General features: G+C 69.1%; 19 protein-coding genes. All 19 read right to left on the reverse strand.

The features are described from left to right. Positions 1-14: 14 nt before the first annotated feature. The 19 genes from OV287_RS40600 to nusA all read right to left on the reverse strand — a co-directional run bounded on the left by OV287_RS40600 (position 15) and on the right by nusA (position 21,172). A complete protein-coding gene (locus tag OV287_RS40600; RefSeq protein WP_267539400.1) occupies positions 15-644 on the reverse strand; it encodes a tetratricopeptide repeat protein in 630 nt (209 codons plus the stop codon). Next, the gene (locus tag OV287_RS40605; protein WP_267539401.1) at positions 641-1,603 is read right to left on the reverse strand and encodes a hypothetical protein; all 963 of its coding nucleotides are present in this window, start codon (positions 1,601-1,603) and stop codon (positions 641-643) included. The genes OV287_RS40600 and OV287_RS40605 overlap by 4 nt, the downstream gene beginning before the upstream one ends. After that, positions 1,594-2,796 carry a hypothetical protein gene (locus OV287_RS40610; protein ID WP_267539402.1) on the reverse strand — a complete coding sequence of 401 codons (1,203 nt, stop codon included), beginning with the start codon at positions 2,794-2,796 and terminating at the stop codon, positions 1,594-1,596. Before OV287_RS40610 ends, OV287_RS40605 begins: the two co-directional genes overlap by 10 nt. Then, positions 2,793-3,434: a hypothetical protein gene (locus OV287_RS40615; RefSeq protein WP_267539403.1), complete on the reverse strand. Its 642-nt coding sequence runs from the start codon at positions 3,432-3,434 to the stop codon at positions 2,793-2,795. The genes OV287_RS40610 and OV287_RS40615 overlap by 4 nt, the downstream gene beginning before the upstream one ends. Beyond that, complete coding sequence (locus tag OV287_RS40620; RefSeq protein ID WP_267539404.1) at positions 3,434-4,177, reverse strand: hypothetical protein; 744 nt, start codon at positions 4,175-4,177, stop codon at positions 3,434-3,436. Before OV287_RS40620 ends, OV287_RS40615 begins: the two co-directional genes overlap by 1 nt. 171 nt (positions 4,178-4,348) lie before the next feature. Beyond that, on the reverse strand, positions 4,349-5,662 hold the full coding sequence (purB, locus tag OV287_RS40625) for an adenylosuccinate lyase (RefSeq protein WP_267539405.1): 1,314 nt from the start codon (positions 5,660-5,662) through the stop codon (positions 4,349-4,351). After that, positions 5,659-6,603, reverse strand: a complete 945-nt coding sequence (locus tag OV287_RS40630; protein WP_267539406.1) for an ABC transporter substrate-binding protein — start codon at positions 6,601-6,603, stop codon at positions 5,659-5,661. The genes purB and OV287_RS40630 overlap by 4 nt, the downstream gene beginning before the upstream one ends. Beyond that, on the reverse strand, positions 6,600-8,240 hold the full coding sequence (locus tag OV287_RS40635; RefSeq protein WP_267539407.1) for a serine/threonine protein kinase: 1,641 nt from the start codon (positions 8,238-8,240) through the stop codon (positions 6,600-6,602). Before OV287_RS40635 ends, OV287_RS40630 begins: the two co-directional genes overlap by 4 nt. Positions 8,241-8,342: 102 nt before the next feature. Beyond that, positions 8,343-8,798, reverse strand: a complete 456-nt coding sequence (gene dut, locus OV287_RS40640) for a dUTP diphosphatase (RefSeq protein ID WP_267539408.1) — start codon at positions 8,796-8,798, stop codon at positions 8,343-8,345. 47 nt (positions 8,799-8,845) lie between these two features. Beyond that, on the reverse strand, positions 8,846-9,859 hold the full coding sequence (locus tag OV287_RS40645; RefSeq protein ID WP_267539409.1) for a M23 family metallopeptidase: 1,014 nt from the start codon (positions 9,857-9,859) through the stop codon (positions 8,846-8,848). Between the two features lie 12 nt (positions 9,860-9,871). Then, positions 9,872-10,630 carry a hypothetical protein gene (locus OV287_RS40650; protein WP_373371868.1) on the reverse strand — a complete coding sequence of 253 codons (759 nt, stop codon included), beginning with the start codon at positions 10,628-10,630 and terminating at the stop codon, positions 9,872-9,874. A gap of 148 nt (positions 10,631-10,778) precedes the next feature. Beyond that, on the reverse strand, positions 10,779-12,959 hold the full coding sequence (pnp, locus tag OV287_RS40655) for a polyribonucleotide nucleotidyltransferase (protein ID WP_267539410.1): 2,181 nt from the start codon (positions 12,957-12,959) through the stop codon (positions 10,779-10,781). Between the two features lie 390 nt (positions 12,960-13,349). Next, positions 13,350-13,622: a 30S ribosomal protein S15 gene (gene rpsO, locus OV287_RS40660; RefSeq protein WP_043390443.1), complete on the reverse strand. Its 273-nt coding sequence runs from the start codon at positions 13,620-13,622 to the stop codon at positions 13,350-13,352. Between the two features lie 219 nt (positions 13,623-13,841). Then, positions 13,842-14,711: a tRNA pseudouridine(55) synthase TruB gene (gene truB / locus OV287_RS40665; protein WP_267539411.1), complete on the reverse strand. Its 870-nt coding sequence runs from the start codon at positions 14,709-14,711 to the stop codon at positions 13,842-13,844. A 35-nt stretch (positions 14,712-14,746) separates the two neighbouring features. Beyond that, positions 14,747-15,106, reverse strand: coding sequence for a 30S ribosome-binding factor RbfA (gene rbfA / locus OV287_RS40670; protein WP_267539412.1), 360 nt, complete (start codon positions 15,104-15,106; stop codon positions 14,747-14,749). Continuing rightward, the gene (locus OV287_RS40675; RefSeq protein WP_267539413.1) at positions 15,103-15,708 is read right to left on the reverse strand and encodes a DUF503 domain-containing protein; all 606 of its coding nucleotides are present in this window, start codon (positions 15,706-15,708) and stop codon (positions 15,103-15,105) included. The genes rbfA and OV287_RS40675 overlap by 4 nt, the downstream gene beginning before the upstream one ends. Before the next feature lie 89 nt (positions 15,709-15,797). After that, positions 15,798-19,025: a translation initiation factor IF-2 gene (gene infB, locus OV287_RS40680; protein ID WP_267539414.1), complete on the reverse strand. Its 3,228-nt coding sequence runs from the start codon at positions 19,023-19,025 to the stop codon at positions 15,798-15,800. Between the two features lie 71 nt (positions 19,026-19,096). Then, positions 19,097-19,438: a YlxR family protein gene (locus OV287_RS40685; protein ID WP_267539415.1), complete on the reverse strand. Its 342-nt coding sequence runs from the start codon at positions 19,436-19,438 to the stop codon at positions 19,097-19,099. Positions 19,439-19,486: 48 nt separating this feature from the next. Next, positions 19,487-21,172, reverse strand: coding sequence for a transcription termination factor NusA (gene nusA / locus OV287_RS40690; protein WP_267542515.1), 1,686 nt, complete (start codon positions 21,170-21,172; stop codon positions 19,487-19,489). Between the last annotated feature and the right edge of the window lie 6 nt (positions 21,173-21,178).

Raw genomic sequence — 21,178 nt, forward strand, 5'->3', positions numbered from 1 at the left:
AGGTGCTTCTCCTGTTACTGCTGACGCTGGAGCTCTTCGAGCTTCTTGCGGACGCCCGGATCACTCTCGATGGCTTCGACCTGCTCATAGATTTCGACGGCCTTCTCGCGCTCCCCCATCATCAGGAGCAGCGAGCCCTTGGCCCGAAGGAACTCGGGGTGCGTCTTGTAGCGTGCCAACACGGTCTCACACCACTCGAGAGCCAGGTGGTAGTTGCCCTCGCGGCTGGCCTGCTCCATCAAGGTGCGCGCGCGGGTGATGCTCACCTCCGCGGCCCCTTCGTCGATGCGCAGGCCACGCGCCCGGTAGGCCTCGATGAGCGCCTTGTCCGCCGCGGAGGGCGGCGGTGGCACCACCCGGCTGGCGGGGAGCGTCTTCACGTCACCGTTGCCCGCGCCGTGCTCGATGACGATGCGCTGACCCGAGGCCAGCATGGGCACGTCCACCTCGGTCATCAGGTTGCCGTCGTTCCAGCGGACCTTCATCACCGTGGTCGAGCCGAAGCCGAAGGGCCGCACCAGCGTCCCCTCCTCCTTGAGCGCCTCGGGCTTCTTCGGCGCCGGCTCGACCAGGTAATAGGTGTAGTTCCGCGTCGCGCAAGCGGAGGCCAGGAGCGGCAGCAGGATGAGCAGGAGTCGGTTCATGGCAGGAACGGCAGGGCGGTGATGTTCATGAGGGAGATCCCAACGCCGATCCTCCCGTTGGTGGACGCGGTGAACGTGATGCCGTAGTTCGAGCTGGCGATCGGCACGCGCACCACGAAGACGGCGGTCAGCAGCGGGTCGATGAGCTGGACCGACTCGCCGCTGATGCCGCTGGCGACGGCCGTGGGCACGCTCAGCAGGATCTTACCGCCGACCGTGAGGTTCAGCGCGCTGGGGATGACGCGGTAGTAGGCGCCTCCTACGCCAATCAGCGGATCGTAGGCGGAGAGGGACAAGCCGGCGAGGTTCGCGTTGGTGTCGCCCCACTGCTCCGCGAAATCCAGGGAGACGTGCTGGCCGGGGTACACCGTGACGTCGAGGAACGTGTGGGTGAGGCTGTCTCCCCGCGCGCGCCTCTCCAGCTCTTCGGTGAGGGTGAAGTTCCGGCGGGTGCGGGCCATCTCGGTGAGCCCCGGGTCGAAGTTCTGCACGAACACGATGCGGCTGTTGTGCAGATCGATGATGCGCAACGAAACGCCCTCCGGCGTCTCGTCGAGCCAGATCGCCACCCGGGCCGGCGGGGCCTTTCCACGTGCGTTCTCGTCCAGCCGGATGATCTCCGCTGCACCCAGCGCGGTCGTGAACTGCTCGAGCCGGCCCTCCTCCACGAACAGGCGCGGCGCCATGCACGCCTCGCAGGAACGGAGCGCGGCGGAGCCGAACACGCGAACCAGGGTCTGCAGCGCAGCGGTCGGGTACCAGGCTTTCGACTCCTCGAAAGCCGGCGAGGCGCTCACCACGATGGCGGGAGTCACGTCCTTCAACGCGATCCCTCCCTCCTCCAGGCGCAGGGTGAGGGTCTCCTCCACGCGGGCGAGCGCCTCGCGCGAGGTGTCACGCTGGGCGAGGGCCACGGCCGGCAGCAACGCGGCGAGGAGTGCGAGGCGCTTCAGAAGCAAAACGTCACCTCCGCGCCCAGCGTGTGGAACTTCAGGAGATCGAGCAGGTTCAGGTAGGTACCGACCGAGGGCGCATCGTTGAGCGCCGGCGCGGACTCGAGGAAGACCGAAGCCCCGATGCGGTTCCCGACGCGCAGCTCGAGCCCGATCGGAAACGCGGCGAAGGTGGCGTGGGGCTCGACGAGCAGCTCCGGGATGTTGGTGAGGACATCCTCCAGGTTCAGCACCTTGTTCTGGAACACCCGCGCCCCCTGCCCGTGGATGGAGATCACGGAGCCGCCCAGGAAGACGTAGAGATCCGGCCGGGTGAGCGATGCAACCGAGCCGGTGAGCAGGCGGGAGATGCGCGCCTGCGCCATGAAGCCCGTGTGCAGCTGGGGCATCCAGGTGACGCCCACCGAGAAGGTGCCGGTCCAGGCCCGCGCCTGGGTGAGCGCCACCTCGGTCCCGGCCTGTAGCCAGATGAAGGGCATCGCCGCGACTGTGCCCGTGTCGGGGGGCGAGCCGTAGCTCCGCACCGCCATGCGCAGCGGCACGGTGAACACGCCGCGGCCCTGGAGGGCATCGAGGTACTCCTTCCGCGCCTCGGCCGCGCTCTTGAGCTGGTCCCCCGAGCGCAGCAGCGCCGGTGACGATGTGGAGGTCGAGAGGGTCCGCGCGTGGATGATCGGAAGCGCCGGCTCCAGCGAGGTGATGCGGGCGCGCAGCACCAGCGCGCTGCCTTCCGCCTCGAAGTCGAGGAAGATCGCATGGCGCGCACCGGAGAGCGCGCCCGCGGCGGCTAGCGCTTCCGGCTGGTCCACGCCGCGGGAGACGATCGTCCCCTTCGAGCCCGAGTGCACCATCACCGCCGTGCATTGCGGGCAGTGCGCCAGGGTCAGCCGGGTGCGCGGGTTCTTCACCACCAGGTCGGCGAAGTGGTTCTCGATCAGGGCCGCCAGTCCACTGCCGAAGCCCACCGGCACGGTGACGTCGGCGAGCACCACCGGCGTCTCCAGCTCGAAGACCGGCTGCCGCGTCCAGCCGTAGACGAGCTCGTCGAGCAGGTCGTACGCCTGCAGTTGGATCTGCCCTGCCACCTCCGCGCGGAGCTTCTCCATCTGTGCCCGTTGCGCCTCGGCGATCGCCGGGTCCGCCGCCCACGACGACGAGGAGACCAGCGCGAGCGTGAGGGCGAGAAGCGCCGGCCTCATCGCAGCCACCTCCACTCTCCGTTCAGGCACAGTCCGGCGTGGAGCTGCGTCTCCCGTGCGTCGATCAGCATGATCCCCAGGAATGCGTCGTTCTCGCCGAGCGCGCGTTGAGCGAAGTAGCGCTTGCACGCCAGCGGATAGGCCTCCTTCGGCGCCATCCGGCCGAGCACCGCGATATCTCCAGCGGCGAGGACCGGAACCTTGTCGGAGACCCTGCGTCCCTGCTCGGCGAGCTCGATGCGCGCCGCCACCGAGATCTTCGCCGCCACCTCGGGCTGGGGATAGAAGGCGTCGACGTGCCAGGTGAGCTTACCCGGCCCCAGCGCGCTGGCGACCTCGGCGATCTCTCCCACCGACTTGCGCAGCGAAGCGAGGATGACTTCGTCGCGCTCCGGCCGCTCTCCATTGCGCATGATGAGCCGGGTGCAGATGAGCGCCTCGGACTCCTGGTTCGCCAGGCGCGCGAGCGGCGCGGGGATCTCGCCCGGATGGAGCTCATGCGCCCGCTGCTGGCTCACGCGCGAGCAGTCGAGGTTCCGCGCCTCTGACTTGTCGTTCCAGACGCCGGGCGCGGGGTCGTACGGCTGCCCCCCGGACACCGCGATTTGCACCAGGAAGAAGGCCAGCAGGGTTTCCATTACCGCTCCACGCCCGTCTGGCGCTGTTGGCCCCCGCTCCGGGGAAGAGGCTCGAACGAGCGCAGTACGTCGGACCGGACCCGCGCGTTGAAGGCGAGCTGGCTCAGCTGGGCGTAGAAGTCGCGCGAAAAGTCCCGCGCTGGCGCATCACCCGAGAGCTCCTCCTCCGGCGGGCGCACGAGGGTGTCGAGCGCCCAGTTCACGCCCCATATTCCGGCGCCGAAGTACTCGATGAAGCGCGCCTTCAGGCTGTCGGATGCGAGCAGGAACCCGCTCGCGTCGCGAATGGTCACGTCCTGCGCGACGCTGTACTCCGTGTAGGCCGGCACGATCGTGGCGGTGAGTACCGTGAGCGCCCACAACGGGCCGCTGCTCTCCTTGTGGAGGAGCCGCGACGACAGGTCGACGACCAGGTCGGGCTGGGCGCTCTCTTCGAGGCTCCGCGATGATCTGCCATGGCGTGGCACATCGGTTTCGACCTTCGCGCCCTGGTTTCGGAACAGTGCGCCGACCCTGCGGCAGAGGAGCTCGGCGGCGGGCACCTTGAGGTAGTCCCCCGGGATGCAGCGCACGAGCAGGCGCATGCCTTCGAAGTTCGCGAGCTGCGGATCGACGATCGCCGGGCGCTGCAATGAGCTGAGCGGCTGGTACACGGTGACGCAGCCGGAGAGCAGCACGCCCAACAGCGCCACCCGGCCCGCGTCACTCACCCTCTGCCTGAATTTCACAGCACGGCCAGTCATGTGGTCGGCGACCTCGTGCAACCGTTGTGCCGACGCATTCCAGCTGGAGAATGAGGCGAGCTATCCGCTCCAGGACCAGCGATCCGCGACACGGATGTCGCATTGGCGTTCATGATCGGGCGCGACCATATCAGAATCCCGAACCCGGCGTGGTCGCACCCCTCCGCCCCCCTACTCGCTGCGGCCGAACACGCGCTGGAAGATGTCGTCCATGTGCCGCGTGTGGTAGCCGGTCGAGAAGCAGTCCTCGATCTCCTTCGACGTCATCACCTTGAGCAAGTCCTGGTCCTCCGCGAGCGCCTGCCGGAAGGACACGCCCTGCTCGTACATGCGCATGGCGTTGCGCTGGACGATGACGTACGCAGCCTGGCGATCCATCCCCTTGCGCGCCAGCTCCAGCAAGAGGCGCTGCGAGTTCACCACCCCGCCCAGCAGCTCCAGGTTCTTCTGCATCTGCTCGGGGTAGACGCGCAGGTTCTCCATCAGCCCGGCGAAGCGGTGCAGCATGAAGTCGGCCACGATGGTCGCGTCCGGGCCAATCACCCGCTCCACCGAGGAGTGCGAGATGTCGCGCTCGTGCCAGAGCGCCACGTCTTCCAGTGCGCTCACCGCGTAGCCGCGCAGCAGCCGCGCCAGCCCCGTCAGGTTCTCCGACAGGATGGGGTTGCGCTTGTGCGGCATCGCGCTCGAGCCCTTCTGGCCCGCGGTGAAGTGCTCCTCGGCCTCACGGACCTCGGTGCGCTGCAGGTGGCGGATCTCCACCGCGAACTTCTCGATGCTCGCGCCCAGCAGCGCCAGCGCGGAGAAATACTCAGCGTGCCGATCTCTCTGGACGATCTGACTGGAGGCCGGCGCTGGTGACAGGCCCAGCTTCTTGCACGCGAACACCTCCACGGCGGGAGGCAGGTGCGCGAACGTGCCCACCGCGCCGGAGATCTTCCCCACGGCAATGACCTCGCGGGCCCGGAGCAAGCGGGTCTCGGCGCGGCGCAGCTCGTCGTACCAGATGGCCAGCTTGTGCCCGAAGGTGATGGGCTCGGCGTGGATGCCGTGGCTGCGGCCCATCATCACCGTGCGCTTGTGCTCGAAGGCGCGCTTCTCCACCGCGGCCATGGCGCGCCCCACGCCCTGGAGGATGAGGTCCACCGCATCGCGCAGCACCAGGCCCAGCGAGGTGTCCAGCACGTCCGAGGACGTCATGCCCAGGTGGAGCCAGCGAGCACTCGGCCCGATGCGCTCCTCCATGAAGGTGAGGAAGGCGATGACGTCGTGCTTGGTGGTGCGCTCGATCTCCTCGATGCGGGCGGCATCCGCCTCGGTGAAGTCACCGGCGCGGGCGAGGCAGTCATCCAGCGCCTCGCGCGGCGCGATGCCGTGCTCCACCATGCCTTCCAACGCGGCCAGCTCCACATCGCGCCAACGGCGCAGACGGGCCACATCGGACCAAAGGGAAGACATCTCCTTACGGCTGTAACGCGGAATCACTCGAAGACCCTCACGGGGAAGTCCCGCTTGGCCGCGAAGCGGAGCAACTCCAGCACCACGTCCCTGGAGTCTCCCAGCTTGCTGGCGGCGGAGAGATTGACGGCGAGGTCCATCCCCTCGGGCTGGGAGACAGCCAGCGCACCGGGGTCGACCTTCTCATGGATGATGCGGTTGGCCAGCCGGCCCGCCTGCTGCCCGATGGCGGTGGGGCTGGGAGCGAGGGCGAGCGTGGCGCCCTCCTTCACCTGACTGGGGGTGAGACCCACCAGCGGCAGGCGTTGAGCAGTAGCGAAGGCGATGAGCTCCTGGACGACGGCGGCGTTGCCCACCGTCTTGTCGGCCACCATCAGCAGCGCGTCCACCTTGTCCTTCGAGCCGGCGAGCACCTTCTCCGCCTTGGCCTGCGCATCGGCCTCGAGCGGCACGATGGAGAGACCCAACGGGCCCGCGGCCGACTGCGCCGCTTCCACCAGCCCGGCGGAGAAGCGGGGGTCATGAAGGATGCCCACCCGCTTCGCCGAGGGCGCCAGGGACTTGAGGGCGGCCAGCTCGGGGCGGAAGTCGCTGGTGAGCGCGATGCCGGTGATGTTGGGGCCCTCCAGGCCGTACTTCTCGTAGTAGGGCACCATGGCGAAGAGGACCGGCACCTGCGTGCCCAAGGTGCGGCGAGCGGTGTTGGCAGCCAGCGGGCCAATGGCCAACACCAGCGCCGGCTTCTGCGTGGCGATGCGCTGGAAGGCCCGGGTTGCCGCCTGGGCACTGTCCTCCAGCGTCACCTCCGCGACCTCGGCGCGCACCTCGGCGCTGAAGCCGGCCACCACCGCCGCGTAGGGAGCGAGCCCGGCGGACTTCACCACCACGACGCGAGGCCGCGCCTGCTCCGAAGCGGCCACCAGTGGGAACACCAGCACCAGAAGGGCAAGCCACCCCCACCGCCTCATCTCGTCTCCCCCTGCGAAGACGTGGGCGCCGCGGGGGCCGGATGAGCGCCCTGGCGGATCTTCAACAGCAGCCAGTATCCCCCCGCCGCGCCCAGGGCAAGCCCCGCGAGCGTCAGCAGGACCAGCGTCACCGTGGAGGAGCGAGAGCGGGGCGCTGGCGTCGCGGGCACGCTCCGGGGAGGTACCTTGACGGGAGCCGCATGCGCCTCGGACCGAGGCTCCGCACGTGCGGCCGGTGTCGGAGGGGCCGGTGCCGGGCGTGGCTTGGGGGCCGGAGCTGAGGCGGGCTTGGGAGACCGCCCCATCATCGCCGCGAGCGTCGCTGAGTCGAGCGGCTGGGTGGCAGCCAGCGTGCGCGCGTCCTCCTTGGCCTTCGAGGCGAGCCGCTGCTCGATGCTCTCGGAGGTGAGCAGCTCGGTGGGCCCGGAGTCCACGCGGGGCACCTCGAGCGTCGGCGAGCCCGACACGGGAACCGCCTGGCGGGTGACCTTGGGGACTTCTTCCAGCGTGGGGCTGCCGCCCACCACAGGCACCTGAATGGTCGGGGCCGCCAGGGCCGGCAGCTCGGCGGTGGGAACAGGCGGAGGCAGCATGTCCGAGCTCAGGGGCGAGGCCGTCGCCAGCTGGGCGGTGAGGCTGAAGGGCACCGGCTTCGGACGTGGGCGGGCGGCCGCGGGGGCCTGCGCTCCCGCCGCGGGCTTCACCGCACCCGGCGGCCTCGGGCGAGACAGGGCCGCGGTGAACTCCGCGAGGAACTCGCTCGCCGTCTTGGGGCGCGCGAGCGGATTGGCGTTGATGGTCCGCCGGTAGAGGGCCTCCACTCCGGGCGGCAGCTCGGGGTCATGGGCCTGCAGCTCCGGCACCTCCCCGTCCTCGGGCGTCTGGCCGGTGAGCAGCTCGCCCAGGATGACGCCGAGCGAGTAGAGGTCCATCCGCGTATCCAGCTCGCCACCTTCCGCGTACTCGGGGGCGACGTAGCTGGCCACTCGCCAGACCTTCTGAGCCTGGACAAAGGGCAGCCGGGGAATGCCGAGCGCCAGCCCGTAGTCCGTCACCTTCAGCATGTCTGGCAGGACGATGATGTTCTCGGGCTTGAGGTTCGAGTGCGGCCCGTACTTGTGGGCCGTGTTCAGGGCCTCGACGAGCTGCGCCAGGAGGGGCGCCACCTCCTTGGCCGAGAAGTGCTGCCCCTGCGCCGCGCGCTGCTCCATCATCCGCCGCAGCGTCATGCCCTCCAGGAGCTGCGTGGTGAAGTAGGGCCGGTTGCGCTCCTCGCCCTCCTCGTAGACGCGCACGTGGTGGGGGTGGGTGAGCTTCTTGCCCTGGCGCAGCGCGAAGGAGAACTGGGTGCGCTCCTCGGGCATCTGCACCAACCGGGGGTTGATGACCTTGAGCGCGACCTCGACGTCCATCTCCTGGTCGAGCGCGCGGAAGACGTGACCTACCGGGCCGGGGCCGAGCACCTCGCGGATGGCATAGCGCTTCGCGAAGACGTCACCGGGCTTGTAGGGGGCCTCCACGCTCGCCCCTCGGCGGCGCGTGCCACTTCCCGCCGCCGCGCCCGTGAGCTTCAGTCCACAGGTGGCGCAGGATTCACTGTTGTCGGGGACATTGCTGCCGCAGCGGTAGCAGAGCACAGCGGTCGGACTCCCGGAGGTGGGGGGCTGTTACGGGGCCTCCAGAAGGCACCCGCGGAGGGTCTTAACCTGCCGCGCCGACATGGGGCAAGGAACGCCAGTTCAGCGGCCCGTCGAGCCGAAGCCACCTTCTCCCCGCTCGGTGTCGTCCAGCACCGTCAGTTCCACCAGGGAGACCTGGGACACCGGTGCCACCACGAGCTGGGCGATGCGCTCGCCGCGCCGGAGGGTGAAGGGCTGCGAGGAGAGGTTGACCAGGAGCACCTTCACCTCTCCCCGGTAGTCCGCGTCCACCGTACCTGGCGAGTTCAACAGGGTGATGCCGTGCTTGAGCGCCAGTCCCGAACGGGGCCGGAGCTGCGCCTCGTAGCCAGCGGGCAGCGCCAGCGCCAGGCCCGTGGGCACCGCCACGCGCTCCAGGGGACCGAGGGTCAGCTCCCCATCAATATCCGCTCGCAGATCCATCCCCGCGGCGAGCTCGGTTTCGTAGCGCGGCAGCGCCAACGGCTCGGGATGGGCGCGCACGCGGCGGACCCTCACGCTGACGGACGAAGTCATGTGGGATGAAGTAGCACGATGTGGCCAAGATGCGAGTTCTCGGCCCGCTAGCGTGCCGCCTCATTCGCCACGGGACCGGACCTGGGACGGAAGCGAAATGGGTCCACCGGCTGCGCGGACAGCTCGAGCTGGTAGTGCAGGTGGGGCCCAGTGGAGCGGCCCGTGTTGCCCGAGCGAGCAATGAGCTCGCCACGCGTCACGCGCTGCCCCGGCCGGACCAGCAGCTCCGAGTTGTGGCAGTAGGCCGTCGTCACGCCGCGGCCATGGTCGAGGATGAGGACCCGGCCATTCACGCCGTCCTCACTCGCGCGGCGCACCGTGCCATCGGAGACCGCACGCACCTCGGTGCCAACGCGGACGGAGAGGTCCACGCCCGTATGCAGCTTGCGCGTGCCCAGCACAGGGTGAACGCGGTAGCCGAAGGGGCTCGACACCGGGGTGTGCTCCGGCACGGGCCACGCGAGACCGAAGGCCGTGGCCAGTGCGAGCGCCTGGGCCGCAGCGACGGTGGCGTCCTCGAAACCGGGGGGCAACTGCTTCGAGAGCCGCTCCAGGGTCGGCGCGCCGCCCTCGGCCTCTACGCGCGCGGCGGCGTAGCGGGCCGGGACACTGCCGGCGAAGACAGCGGTGAGGCGGGACTCCTCGTGGGGGAAGGCGCTGGCCAGGGACTCGAGCAGCTTGCGGGCCGCAGCGGGGCCCCGGGCCGCATCCAGCAGGGAGTCGGAGGGGATGCCCAACTCTCCGGCGAGCGCGAAAGCGGGAGCCCGGGCCGCAGGTGAGAGCCCCTTGAGCGCCAGGTGGGTGCCATACGCGAGCGCCTCCGCGTCGGTGAAGGGCCGGAGGGGTGGTGCGACGGGCGCGAGCGCGGGCGCGGACACCCCGGAGCTACTGACGACACCGTCGTAGTAGGCGAGCAACGGCCGGGCGGTGCTCCGCCCCCCGGAGATCCAGGCCGAGGTGCGCCGCACCAGCGCGCCCGCGGGCGTGTGGTGCCAGGCGCACCAGAGACAGAGGACGGCCAGGGAGAAGTCGAGCAACCCTCGGACGTGGCGTGGGAACATGGGCCGTCCTCCTCAGCGCACGAAGGACCACAGGGGAGAGGCATCGAGCGCAGCGGCGAGCGCGAGGGGCGCGACCAAGGCGGAGCCGGGCAGCCCGTAGGCGAAGGCCTGTGCAAGTCCGCGCGCGTGCAGCTCGGAGGCGGCGTCCGCGTGCTGGAGGTTGCGCAGCACCGCGCGCCAGCCCAGCCGCCACAGGAGTCCCCCCAGTGCCGCGAGCGCGAGCCCCCGGGCCGCCACATCCGCCGCGCCATCACCGAGCAGCTCGCGCCACGAGAGGTACACCGAGCCCTGGACGAGCCGCGCCACGGTACAGGCGCCGGCCACGGCCACGAGCGCGGTGGCCAGAGGGCGAATCCACCGCAAGGTGGTGGGCTTGCGCAGGCAGCGCACGAGCATCGCGCGCCACGTGTTGCGCTGCGGAGGTGCGAGTGAGGACCGCACTGGAGACGGCGTCTCCTCGCGGTAGCCGAGCGCGGGGAGTGCGAGCACCAGGTCCGCCGTCAGCTCCCAAGCCAGGGCGAGGGCTCGGGCCAGAGTGGTGCGCCGCTCCAGGGAGAGCAGGTCCACGAGAGGCGCGGTGAGGTTGTAGCGGCCCACGAGCCGATCGAACGCGGCATCGGCCAGGTCCACTACGGCCAGGAGCCGGTCATCGAGCGTATCCGCTGCGGCATGGACGCCCACGGCGATGAGCGCCAGCAGACCGAGCGGCATGAAGGCCCACCGGAAGTGGCCGAGGAAACGCGAGAGCGCGGTGAAAGGGCCCTGGGACACGGGAGGCTCCGGAGGTGGACCTGCCCATCAACGCACGGGCCGGCGGAAGGATTTTTCCCGCCTGTAGCCCGCAACGGAAGACGCCCTCCCCCGCCAAAGCGAAGAGAGGGCGTCGATTCTCCCTCTCCCAGAGGGAGAGGGGTGCAGCTCAGGCCTTGGCGCCCGGCTGGGTGGCCTCGGGCGACTGGGCGGGAGCGGCCTCCGCGGGAGCGGGGGTGGTGCCCTGCTGCGTGGCGGCGCGCTCGGCCATGGCCTCCTTGCGCGACAGACGGATCTTCCCCGTCTTGTCGATGCTGATGACCTTCACCAGCACCTCATCGCCCTCGTTGAGCACATCCGACACGCTCTTCACGCGCTTGTCGGACAGCTCCGAGATGTGGATGAGGCCGTCGGTGCCCGGGAACAGCTCCACGAAGGCGCCGAACTCGGCGATCTTCCGCACCGTGCCCGTGTAGATCTTCCCGATCTCCGCCTCGCGCGTGAGAGCCTGGATCATCGCGATGGCCGCCTTCACCGAGTCCACGTTCGAGCTCGCGATGTCCACGCGGCCCGAGTCGTCGATGTTGATGACGGCACCCGTGCGGGCGATGATGTCCTTGATCACCTTGCCGCCCGGCCCGATGACGTTCTTGATGAACTCGGGGCGGATCTGGATGGTCGTAATCCGCGGCGCGTAGGCGCTGATCTCCTTGCGCGGCTCGGCCATCGTCTTGAGCATCTCACCCAGGATGTGCAGACGGCCCTGACGCGCCTGCTCCAGCGCGCGGCTCATGATCTCCGTGGTCAGACCGGTGATCTTGATGTCCATCTGGATGGAGGTAATCCCCTTCGAGGTGCCGCACACCTTGAAGTCCATGTCGCCCAGGTGGTCCTCGTCGCCGAGGATGTCCGAGAGGATGGCGATCTGCTCGCCCTCCTTCACCAGGCCCATGGCGATGCCGGCCACCGGGGCCTTGATGGGCACGCCCGCGTCCATCAGCGCCAGCGTGCCGCCGCACACCGAGGCCATGGACGACGAGCCGTTGGACTCGAGGATGTCCGACACGAGCCGCACCGTGTACGGGAACTTCTCGCTCGGGGGCAGCATGTTGCGCAGCGCGCGCTCGGCCAGGGCGCCATGGCCCACCTCACGCCGGCCGGGGCCGCGCAGGGGCTTGGTCTCGTTCACGCTGAACGGGGGGAAGTTGTAGTGCAGCATGAAGCGCTTGAAGGACATGCCGCCGAGCAGCTCCAGCCGCTGCTCGTCCTCGGCGGTGCCCAGCGTGGCCACCACCAGCGCCTGCGTCTCTCCACGGGTGAAGAGCGCGCTGCCGTGGGTGCGCGGGAGCACGCCCACCTCGTTGGAGATCTCACGCACCTTGTCGTGCCCGCGGCCGCCGATGCGGCCACCGTTCACCGTCAGCGTGCGCATGTGCTCATACTTCAGGTCCTCCACCACCGCCTTGGCGTGCTTCTCCACCTGGGAGGTGTAGGCCTCGCCCAGCTGCTCCTTGAGCTTGGACAGGGCCTCCTTCTTGGCCTTGGAGAGCGCGTCGTAGCGGGCCGCCTTCTCCTTGATGGTGTAGCCCTGGACGATGCCGTCCCAGGCCAGCGCGCGCACCTTGGCCTTCAGGTCCTCGGGTACCGCGGCGATGCGGTCGTAGTTGCGCACCGTCTTGTTCAGCGCGCGCCGCAGCTCGTCCTGCAGGTCCAGCACCGGCAGTGCCGACTGCTTGCCGAACTCGAGCGCGGCCACCATGTCCGCCTCGCTCACCTCCTCGGCGCCGCCCTCCACCATCACCACGGCCTCACGGCTGACAGCCATGACCAGGTCGATGTCCGACAGCTCGCGCTGCTTGCGCGTGGGGTTGGCGATGAGCTTGCCGTCCACCCGGCCCACGCGGATGCCCGCGATGGGACCGTTGAAGGGGATGTCCGACACCCACAGCGCCGCGGAGGCACCGGTGATGCCATGGATGTCACCCTCGTGCTCCGGGTCCGCGGAGATGACGCTCGCGATGACCTGGGTCTCGTAGGCGTACCCGTCCGGGAACAGCGGGCGGCAGGAGCGGTCCACGATACGGCTGGCCAGCGTCTCCTTCTCCGTCAGGCGTCCCTCGCGCTTGAAATAGCTGCCGGGGATGCGGCCGGCCGAGTACAGCTTCTCCTGGTACTCCACCGTGAGGGGGAGGAAGTCCACGTCCTTCTTCTCGCGCGCGCTCACCGCGGTCACGAGCAGCATGGTGTCGCCGTAGCGAACCACCACCGCGCCGTCCGCCTGCTTGGCCATGTGGCCGGTCTCGATGGTGAGCTCGGTGTCGCCAATCTTGACGCTCTTCTTCAAGTGCATATCCGTTTGCCTCGTACTTCCTGGTGGCCCCGCTGACGCGTGCCCTGCCTTTGGACAAAAGAAAGGTGAGGGCCCACGCGCCTCGATGCGAGGCCTGTAGGGTTGAATGCGGTCGCCGGGCCTGGAACAGGCGGATACGGGCAACCGCGGCTTGACTGCGGTGGGGGCGCCTTGGAAGCGCCAGAGGGATGCGCCGGAGCTTTGATCCCTGATCGCGCGGGCCGACCTGTTCTGCGCCGGGTCGGCCCGTCCGAACGGAAACCAAAACCTCCGTCCACACCACTCTCTTGCTTCCTCCCTCGCCCCGCTTCTTCCTCTGAACTGCGTACTGCGACTGCTTCTAACGACTCGGGGCGCTGACGAATGCCAGCGCCCCGATTCACGACAGGCCTACTTGCGGATGCCGAGGCCCTCGATGAGCTTCTTGTAGCGGTTGGCGTCCTTGCTCTTCAGGTAGTCGAGCAGGCGGCGACGCTGACCCACCAGCTTCAGCAGACCGCGGCGGGAGTGGTGGTCCTTCTTGTGCGTCTTGAAGTGCTCCGTGAGCATGGTGATGCGCTCGGAGAGCAGGGCCACCTGCACCTCGGGAGAGCCGGTATCGCTCTCGTGGGTGCGGTACTTCGCGACAACCTCTGCCTTACGGTCCTGATGCAATGCCGACATGTGCTTCCTTCTTCTCTCTGCCCGCTCCGGGGGATGGGTACTGCGGTCGCCGCGGTCCGCGGAGGGGTACAGACCGGGCTTCCTCCTACTAACGAATCGGGGGCTTATAAGCATCGCCCGTGCGGGCGGTCAACCTGAAGCGCCCGATCTCCTGCCTGGAGACGGACCAGTGGACAGTCCGGTGCCCCGAGGCCAAGGCCACCAGGAAGGTTCCAGGGGTCAGACGAGCACCCGCAGGTAGCGCAGCCGGCCGCGCACCACCTCGGCCACGGCGAGCAGCGCCTCCGAGGGGTCCACCACCCGGACCCGGCCCGGATGAGCAGGGGCCTCCACTGGCACCCCGTGGGACACCCGTACCGCGTCCGCTGCGCTCACCCGCACCGCCGGCAGGTCCGTCAGGGCCTGGGAGACGGGCAACAGCCGCTTCGCCAGGGCCTCGGGCTCCCGGGCCAGCTCGGCCAGGTCCGCCAGCGGCAGCGCGTGGGCCAGGGTGAAGGGACCACTCGAGGTGCGCCGCAGCGCCTCCAGGTGGGCCCCACAACCCAGCGCCCGGCCGATGTCATAGGCGAGCGTGCGCACGAAGAAGCCCTTGGAGCAGCGCACCGACAGGCGGAGCTGGTTGGCACTGAAGTCGCGCAGCACCAGCTCGTACACCGTCACATGGCGGCTGGCGCGCTCCACTTCCTCGCCGGCGCGGGCGAGCTCGTACAGCCGCTTCCCGCCCACCTTCACCGCCGAGTACATGGGCGGCACCTGGTCGAAGGAGCCGCGGAAGCGTCCCAGCACGTCCTCCAGCAGGGGCGCGGTGAGGGCGGGTACCGGCGCCTCGGCCACCACCTTGCCCTCGGCGTCCTGGGTGTCCGTCTCCGCGCCCAGACGCACCACGGCGTCATAGGCCTTGTCGCCCTCGGTGATGAAGCCAGCCACCTTGGTCGCCTCACCCAGGCACAGGGGCAGAACCCCCGTGGCCATCGGGTCCAGCGTGCCGGTGTGGCCCACCTTCTTCACCTTGAGCAGACCCCGGACCTGCCGCACCACGTCGAACGAGGTGGGCCCCTTGGGCTTATCGATGACCAGGACGCCGTTCATGCTTCCGATTCTACCGGCAACCGCACCGTGCGCGGCTACCAGCCCTCCTTCTCCTTCACCTCGCGCAACAGCCGCTCGATGCGGTCACCCCGCTCCAGCGACTCGTCGAAGGTGAAGAACACCTCGGGCGACACGCGCAGATTCACCGCCTCGGTGATCTCCCGGCGGATGTACCCCTTGGCCGCCTCGAGCCCCTTCTCGGTGTCCTTGCGCTGCTGCTCGGTGCCCATCATCGAGTAGTAGATGCGGGCCGTCTTCAGGTCCGGCGACACCTTCACGCCGGTGATGGTGATGAAGCCGATGCGTGGATCCTTCAGCTCGCCTCGGGTGAGCATCCTCCCGAGGGCCACCTGGATTTCCTGCCCCACACGCTCCGGCCGATTGCTGGTACTCATTTCTTCTCCCAATCCCTCGGGTTGCGCAGGCTCCGCGCGCGGGCCCGGGCCTCATCCAATGACAGGGGACCCTGCCGCTCCGAGCCCTTGACGGGCCGCCCGCTCTCCTGCCCCTGGTGCCGACGCTCCCAGTCCACCATCCCCTCGGCCTCGGCCATGGAGCGGTCTCCACGGCCCATGCCGGCGATGAGGTCCTCCAGGTCCGCCTCCGGCCCCGCCTCCTCACCGTCCTCCTCGAACTCCTCCGACTCCTCGTCGTCCCCGGCCTTGTCCCGCCTGGCCGGCATGGGCCGACTGGGGGTGTAGAGCGTCTCCCCGAAGGCCATGATCTCCGTCTGTCGGGAGAGGAGGGGCGCTACGTACATCTCCTCCACAAAGCGGATGATCTTCTCCATCTGCTCGTCGACATGGCGGCGTTCATTGCCCACCACCGCCAGCGCGAGCGTGGCCTTCTGCCAGAGATCCTGGTCATCCACCTCGGCCACGGCCACGTTGAACCGGGCTTTCACCCGCTCTGTAATCCGGCGGAGAACCTGCCGCTTGGCCTTGAGAGAACCGCTCTCCGGAATCTGCAGGGTCAGACGTGCGACACAAACGAACATGACACAAAGACCTTCGGGCCCGGTGACCACGCCTGGACGGCGGGCCACCGGGTGCAATCCGGTGGTGAAGAACAGCGGCCGGAGAGGGACTAGCTCAGGCTCGGCCGCGTCTCCTCGATCTCATAGGCCTCGATGATGTCGCCGGGCTTGAGATCGGTGTAGTTCTCGATGCCGATACCGCACTCGAAGCCCTGGGCGACTTCCTTCACGTCGTCCTTGAAGCGGCGGAGCGAGGCCATGCGGCCAGAGAACAGCTGCTTGCTGTCGCGCAGCAGGCGGACGTAGGCACCACGCTTCATCACACCGTCGAGCACCGCCGCACCGGCGATGGTGCCCAGCTTCGGCACGTTGAAGGTGTTGCGGACCTCGGCACGACCCAGCTTGCGCTCGGTGCGGATGGGCTCCAGGAGGTCTTCCATGGCCTTCCGGACACCATCGATGAGCTCGTAGATGATGCTGTAGGTCTGCAGCGTCACCTCCTGGGCCTTCGCCGCGGCTTCGGTGCCGGACTCAGGCTTGACGTTGAAGCCGACCACCAGACCCTTGGAGGCGGCCGCGCGCATCACGTCGCCCTCGGTCATGGCACCCACACCCCAGTGGACGATCTCCACGCGGACCTTGTGGGTGGACAGCTTCTGGACGGCCTCCTTGACGGCCTCGGCCGAGCCCTGCACGTCCGCCTTGATGACGAGCCGCAGCTCCTTGGCGCCGCCGCCCGCCTTGGTCTTGGCGAAGAGCTGCTCGAGCGTCTCGCGGGTGCTGGGCTTGCCCAGCTCCGCCTCGCGGCCCTTCATGGCGCGGTGGGTGGCGATCTCCTTGGCCGCCTTCTCGTCGGCCACCGCGTTGAGGGTGTCACCCGCGGTGGGCACACCCGAGAGGCCAACGAGCTCGGCGGAGTAGCCCGGAAGGACTTCCTTCACGGACTCGCCGCGGCTGTTGTTCATGGCGCGCACGCGGCCGAAGTGCGTCCCGGTGACGACGGAATCGCCCACGCGGAGCGTGCCCTCCTGCACCAGCACCGTGGCCACGGGACCGCGGCCCTTCTCCAGCTTGGCCTCGATGATGGCGCCCACCGCCGGACGGCCCGGGTTGCTCGTGAGCTCGAGCACCTCGGCCTGCAGCGCGATGTTCTCCAGCAGCAGGTCGATGCCCATCTTCTGCTTGGCCGAGACGGGCACCATGATGGTGTCGCCGCCCCACTCCTCGGGAGTGAGCTCGTAGTTGGCCAGGTCCTTCTTCACGCGGTCCGGGTTGGCGCCCGGCACGTCCATCTTGTTGATGGCGACGACGATGGGGACCTCGGCGGCCTTGGCCTGCTTGATGGACTCGATCGTCTGCGGCATCACGCCGTCGTCGGCGGCCACCACCAGCACGACGATGTCCGTCACGTTGGCGCCGCGGGCGCGCATGGACGTGAAGGCCTCGTGGCCCGGGGTATCCAGGAAGGTGATGTCACCGCGCGACGTCGTCACCGAGTAGGCGCCGATGTGCTGGGTGATGCCACCGGCCTCGCCGGCCGCCACGTTGGCAGCGCGGATGGCGTCGAGCAGGCTCGTCTTGCCGTGGTCGACGTGGCCCATGACGGTGACCACCGGCGGACGCGGACGCTCGTCCTCGGGACGCGCCTCCACCTCGGGCAGGAAGTCCTCCACCTCGAAGCCAGCCTTCTCCACACGCCAGCCGTAGTCGGTGGCGAGCAGCTCCGTGGTCTCCGCGTCGATGACCTGGTTGGCCGTGGTCGGCTTGCCCAGGCCCATCAGCTTCTTGATGAGCTCGACGGTGCGCACACCCATGCGCTGGCCCAGGTCGGACACGGAGATGCCCTCCTGGATCTTGATGACCTTCTTCTCCTCGGCCATCTGGGTGATCTGCGTCTTGGCGCCCTTCTTGGTGGGCTTCTTCTTCTTGCCGCGGATGGGGATGGTGACGCGGCCCCACACCAGATCGGAGATCTCCTGCTTGGAGGGGCCGCCCTCGCCCGCCGGGCCACGCTTGGTGCGTCCGGCCTTCTCCTTGTCCTTGCCCTTGGAGACGTCAACGAGCTCACGGCCGCGGCCGGCGTGGTCCGGGATGACCCTGAACTCACGCTTCTCGCCGATGGCGCTCTTGCCCGGCGCCATGGGGTACTGCTTGCCCGCGCCGCCCGTGGGCGTCACCCGGCGAACCTGGATGAGCGGGCGCGAGATGACGACGGCCTGGGTGGCCGTGGGACGCTGCGAGCGCGGATCCTGCACCACCTGCTGATGGGGCACGCCGCCCACCATCACCTGCTGACCGGGAGTACCAGGCTGACCACCCGCCGCGCCACCCGGAGCCGAGGGACGCACCGGACCGGTGGACTGGATGCCACCGCTGCGCTGGTACTGGCTGGGGCCGCCACGCTGCTGGTACTGGCCGGGGCCACCGCGGCCCTGACCACCGGGGCCACCGCGGCCCTGACCACCGGGGCCACCGGGACGGCCTCCCTGACCACCGGGGCCACCGGGACGGCCTCCCTGACCACCGGGGCCACCGGGACGACCTCCCTGACCACCGGGACCGCCCGGAGAAGAGGTCCGATGGGGACCGGAAGAGGGATGGGCCGAGGGGGTCCGGACAGTGGGAGGAACCGCCGAAGGCGGGCGGGTAGACAAGCTGGGTGACTCCTTGACAGGGGATGGCGGCTGCACGGCGGCAGCCGGGGGCGGGATGGCCGCACGGGGCGGCTCCGCGGCCCGCGGCGCCTCAGTGGCGGCAGCGGGGGTCGGCTGCGTAGCGGGGCGCGACGGCTCCGCGGCGGCAGCAGGCTGGGCCTCGGCCCGGGGGGCCTCGGCGGGGGCGGCCGGCGGAACGCCAGCTGCCGGGGTCTCGGGAACGGAAGGCGTCGCAGCGGCCCGCGGCACCTCGGCGGCCGGAGCTTCCGGAGTGGTGGCGGTGGGCGGCTGAGCAGCAGCCCGGGGCGCCTCGGCAACCGGAGCCTCGACAACCGGCGGCTCGGCGGCCCGCGCATGGGCCTCGACGGCCGGCGGCTCGGCGGCTCGCGGCGCTTCGGCTGCCGGAGCCTCTTCATAACCTGCATCGGTGGACGAAGGGGCCGTCGGGGCCTTGCGGCGCACCACGAATCCCTTCGCCGCAACAGGCGCTGCGGCCTGCTTGGGCTTCCGCTTGTCCAGAATCTTCTGTACCGCGGCGGTGGCCTGATCGTCCTCGAGCGAAGACGAGTGGCTCTTGACGTCGTAGCCGAGCGCGACGAGCTCGGTCACGACCTCTTTGTTGTCGAGCTCGACCCCATGGTCCTTGAGCTCTTTTGCAATTTCGTGAACGCGCTTCTTCGACATACGTTGCTTGGCCTTTTGCTCCGCCGGCTACCGGGCGCAGCACCCTAATCCAAAAATGTGTGCGAGTGGTGCTAACACCCACTCCCCCCGGCCGCTCCACCCCGAGCCGGGCCCGACTCCAACGCCTGTCCCAGGGCCGACGGGTCGACTGCTCCCGCCTTCCCCCGGAAGGCCCTGCCAAAGGCCTTCCGCTTCACCGCCGCTGCCAGACACCCGACACCGCAGAGCCAGGCCCCCCTCCCGGGGAGCCGTCTCGCCCTGTCCACCACCACCGCTCCCTCGGGGCCCACCGCCAGGCGGGTGAGCTCCTCCTGGACCCGTCTAGAGCCGCAGCCGATGCAGCTTCGCACCGGTCCGGCATCCGCCGGGAGTTCTTCTTTTCTTCTAGTACCGGAACGAGCCTTCAGGCGCATCCCCCCTGGCAACCAAGCGAGCTTACGACCTCAGCCCGATCATTAAAACTAAGCGCCCACCGGTTCTGCGGCAGGCGAGGACGAGGAGCCTCGCTCGGCGTTGAGTTCCGCCCGGAGCTTCGCCTCCTCTACGAGGTAGTTCTCCGCCGCACTCTTGAGCTGGCGGGCCTTCTTGATGCCGACACCGGGCACGTCACCCAGCTTGGCCAGATCCTTCTCGTTGGCCAGGTCCTCCACCGTCTTGTAACCGGCCAGGCCCAGCTGCTCGATGGTCTTCTCGCCCATGCCCCTGACGCGCGCCAGCCGCTCCGTCTGACTGAGCTCGTCCGGATGACGGCGCGCCTCGGCCTGACGGGCCTGCTCGCGCTCGCGCTCCATGCGCGACAGCTCCGCCGCGTCCAGCGACATCTGCTTGCGGGCCTCCTCCTGCATGGCGGGAATCCGCGCCGGGTCCATCCCCGGAATCTGACCCAGCACCTCCGCATTGGCCTCGGCGATGTCCTTGGCCTGACGGAAGCCGTGGGCGTAGAGCGTCTCCACCAGCATCTCGTTGACACCCGGAAGGGCGCCCAGCGAACGGTTGGCGAACTCGCGCATCTCGCGAACCCGGCTCTCGCTGTTGATGTCCAGCTTCCAACCCGTCAGCTGGGCCGCCAGCCGGACGTTCTGCCCGCGCCGACCAATCGCCAGCGACAGCTGGTCATCCGGGACGATGAGCTCCATGGCGTGGTTGGCCTCGTCGATGATGACGCGGCTCACCTCGGCCGGGGCCAGCGCCGCGCACACGAAGCGGGCCGGATCCTCGTCGTAGGGGACGATGTCGATCTTCTCGCCGCGCAGCTCCTGCACCACCGCCTGCACGCGGCTGCCCTTCATGCCCACACATGCACCCACCGGGTCCACGTCCGAGTCCCGGCTGGACACGGCGATCTTCGCGCGTCCGCCCGGCTCACGCGCCGCGGCCTCGATGACGACGATGCCCTCGGCGATCTCCGGCACCTCCATCTCGAAGAGCTTGGTGAGCAGGTTGACGGAGGCGCGGCTGAGGACGATCTGCGGGCCCTTGGACTCGCGCAGCACGTCCAGCACGTAGGCCTGGACGCGGTCGCCGGCGCGGTACGTCTCGCGCGGCACCTGCTCGCGCACCGGGAGCACCGCCTCGGCACGGCCCAGGTCCACGATGATGTTGCCGCGCTCGAAACGCCGGGCGATGCCGGTGACGATCTCGTTGCGCCGGTCCTTGTACTCGTTGAAGACGTTCTCGCGCTCGGCGTCGCGGGTGCGCTGGAGAATGACCTGCTTGGCCGTCTGGGCCGCGATGCGTCCGAAACCACGGCGGAACGTCTTCAGCCGGAGGATGTCCCCGTACTGATCGTCCTGCGCCTTGGCCTCCGCCGCGTCCTCGTCACGGTAGAAGATCTGGAACACGAGCTCGTCGCCCGGCTCCACCTCCATGCCCTTCTTGTGCGCTTCGTCGAGGGAGATCTGATTCACCGCCTGCACGGGATCGGTGATGGTCTCCACCACGGTGATGGCCTGGAAGAGCTCCACCACGCCCTTCTCCGCGTCGTACTTCGCCTCGAGGTTGCGCTCCTGGCCAAAGTGCTTCTTGGCCGCGGTCGTCATCGCGTCCTCGAGCGTGGCGATGAGCACGCTCCGCTCGATGCCCTTGTCCTTGGCCACCTGGTCCAGGACGAGGTTGAGGTTGATGTTGGGGTTGGCTGGCGTGGGCATCATCTT

The sequence above is a fragment of the Archangium lansingense genome (assembly GCF_026626635.1).
GTDB lineage: Bacteria > Myxococcota > Myxococcia > Myxococcales > Myxococcaceae > Archangium > Archangium lansingense.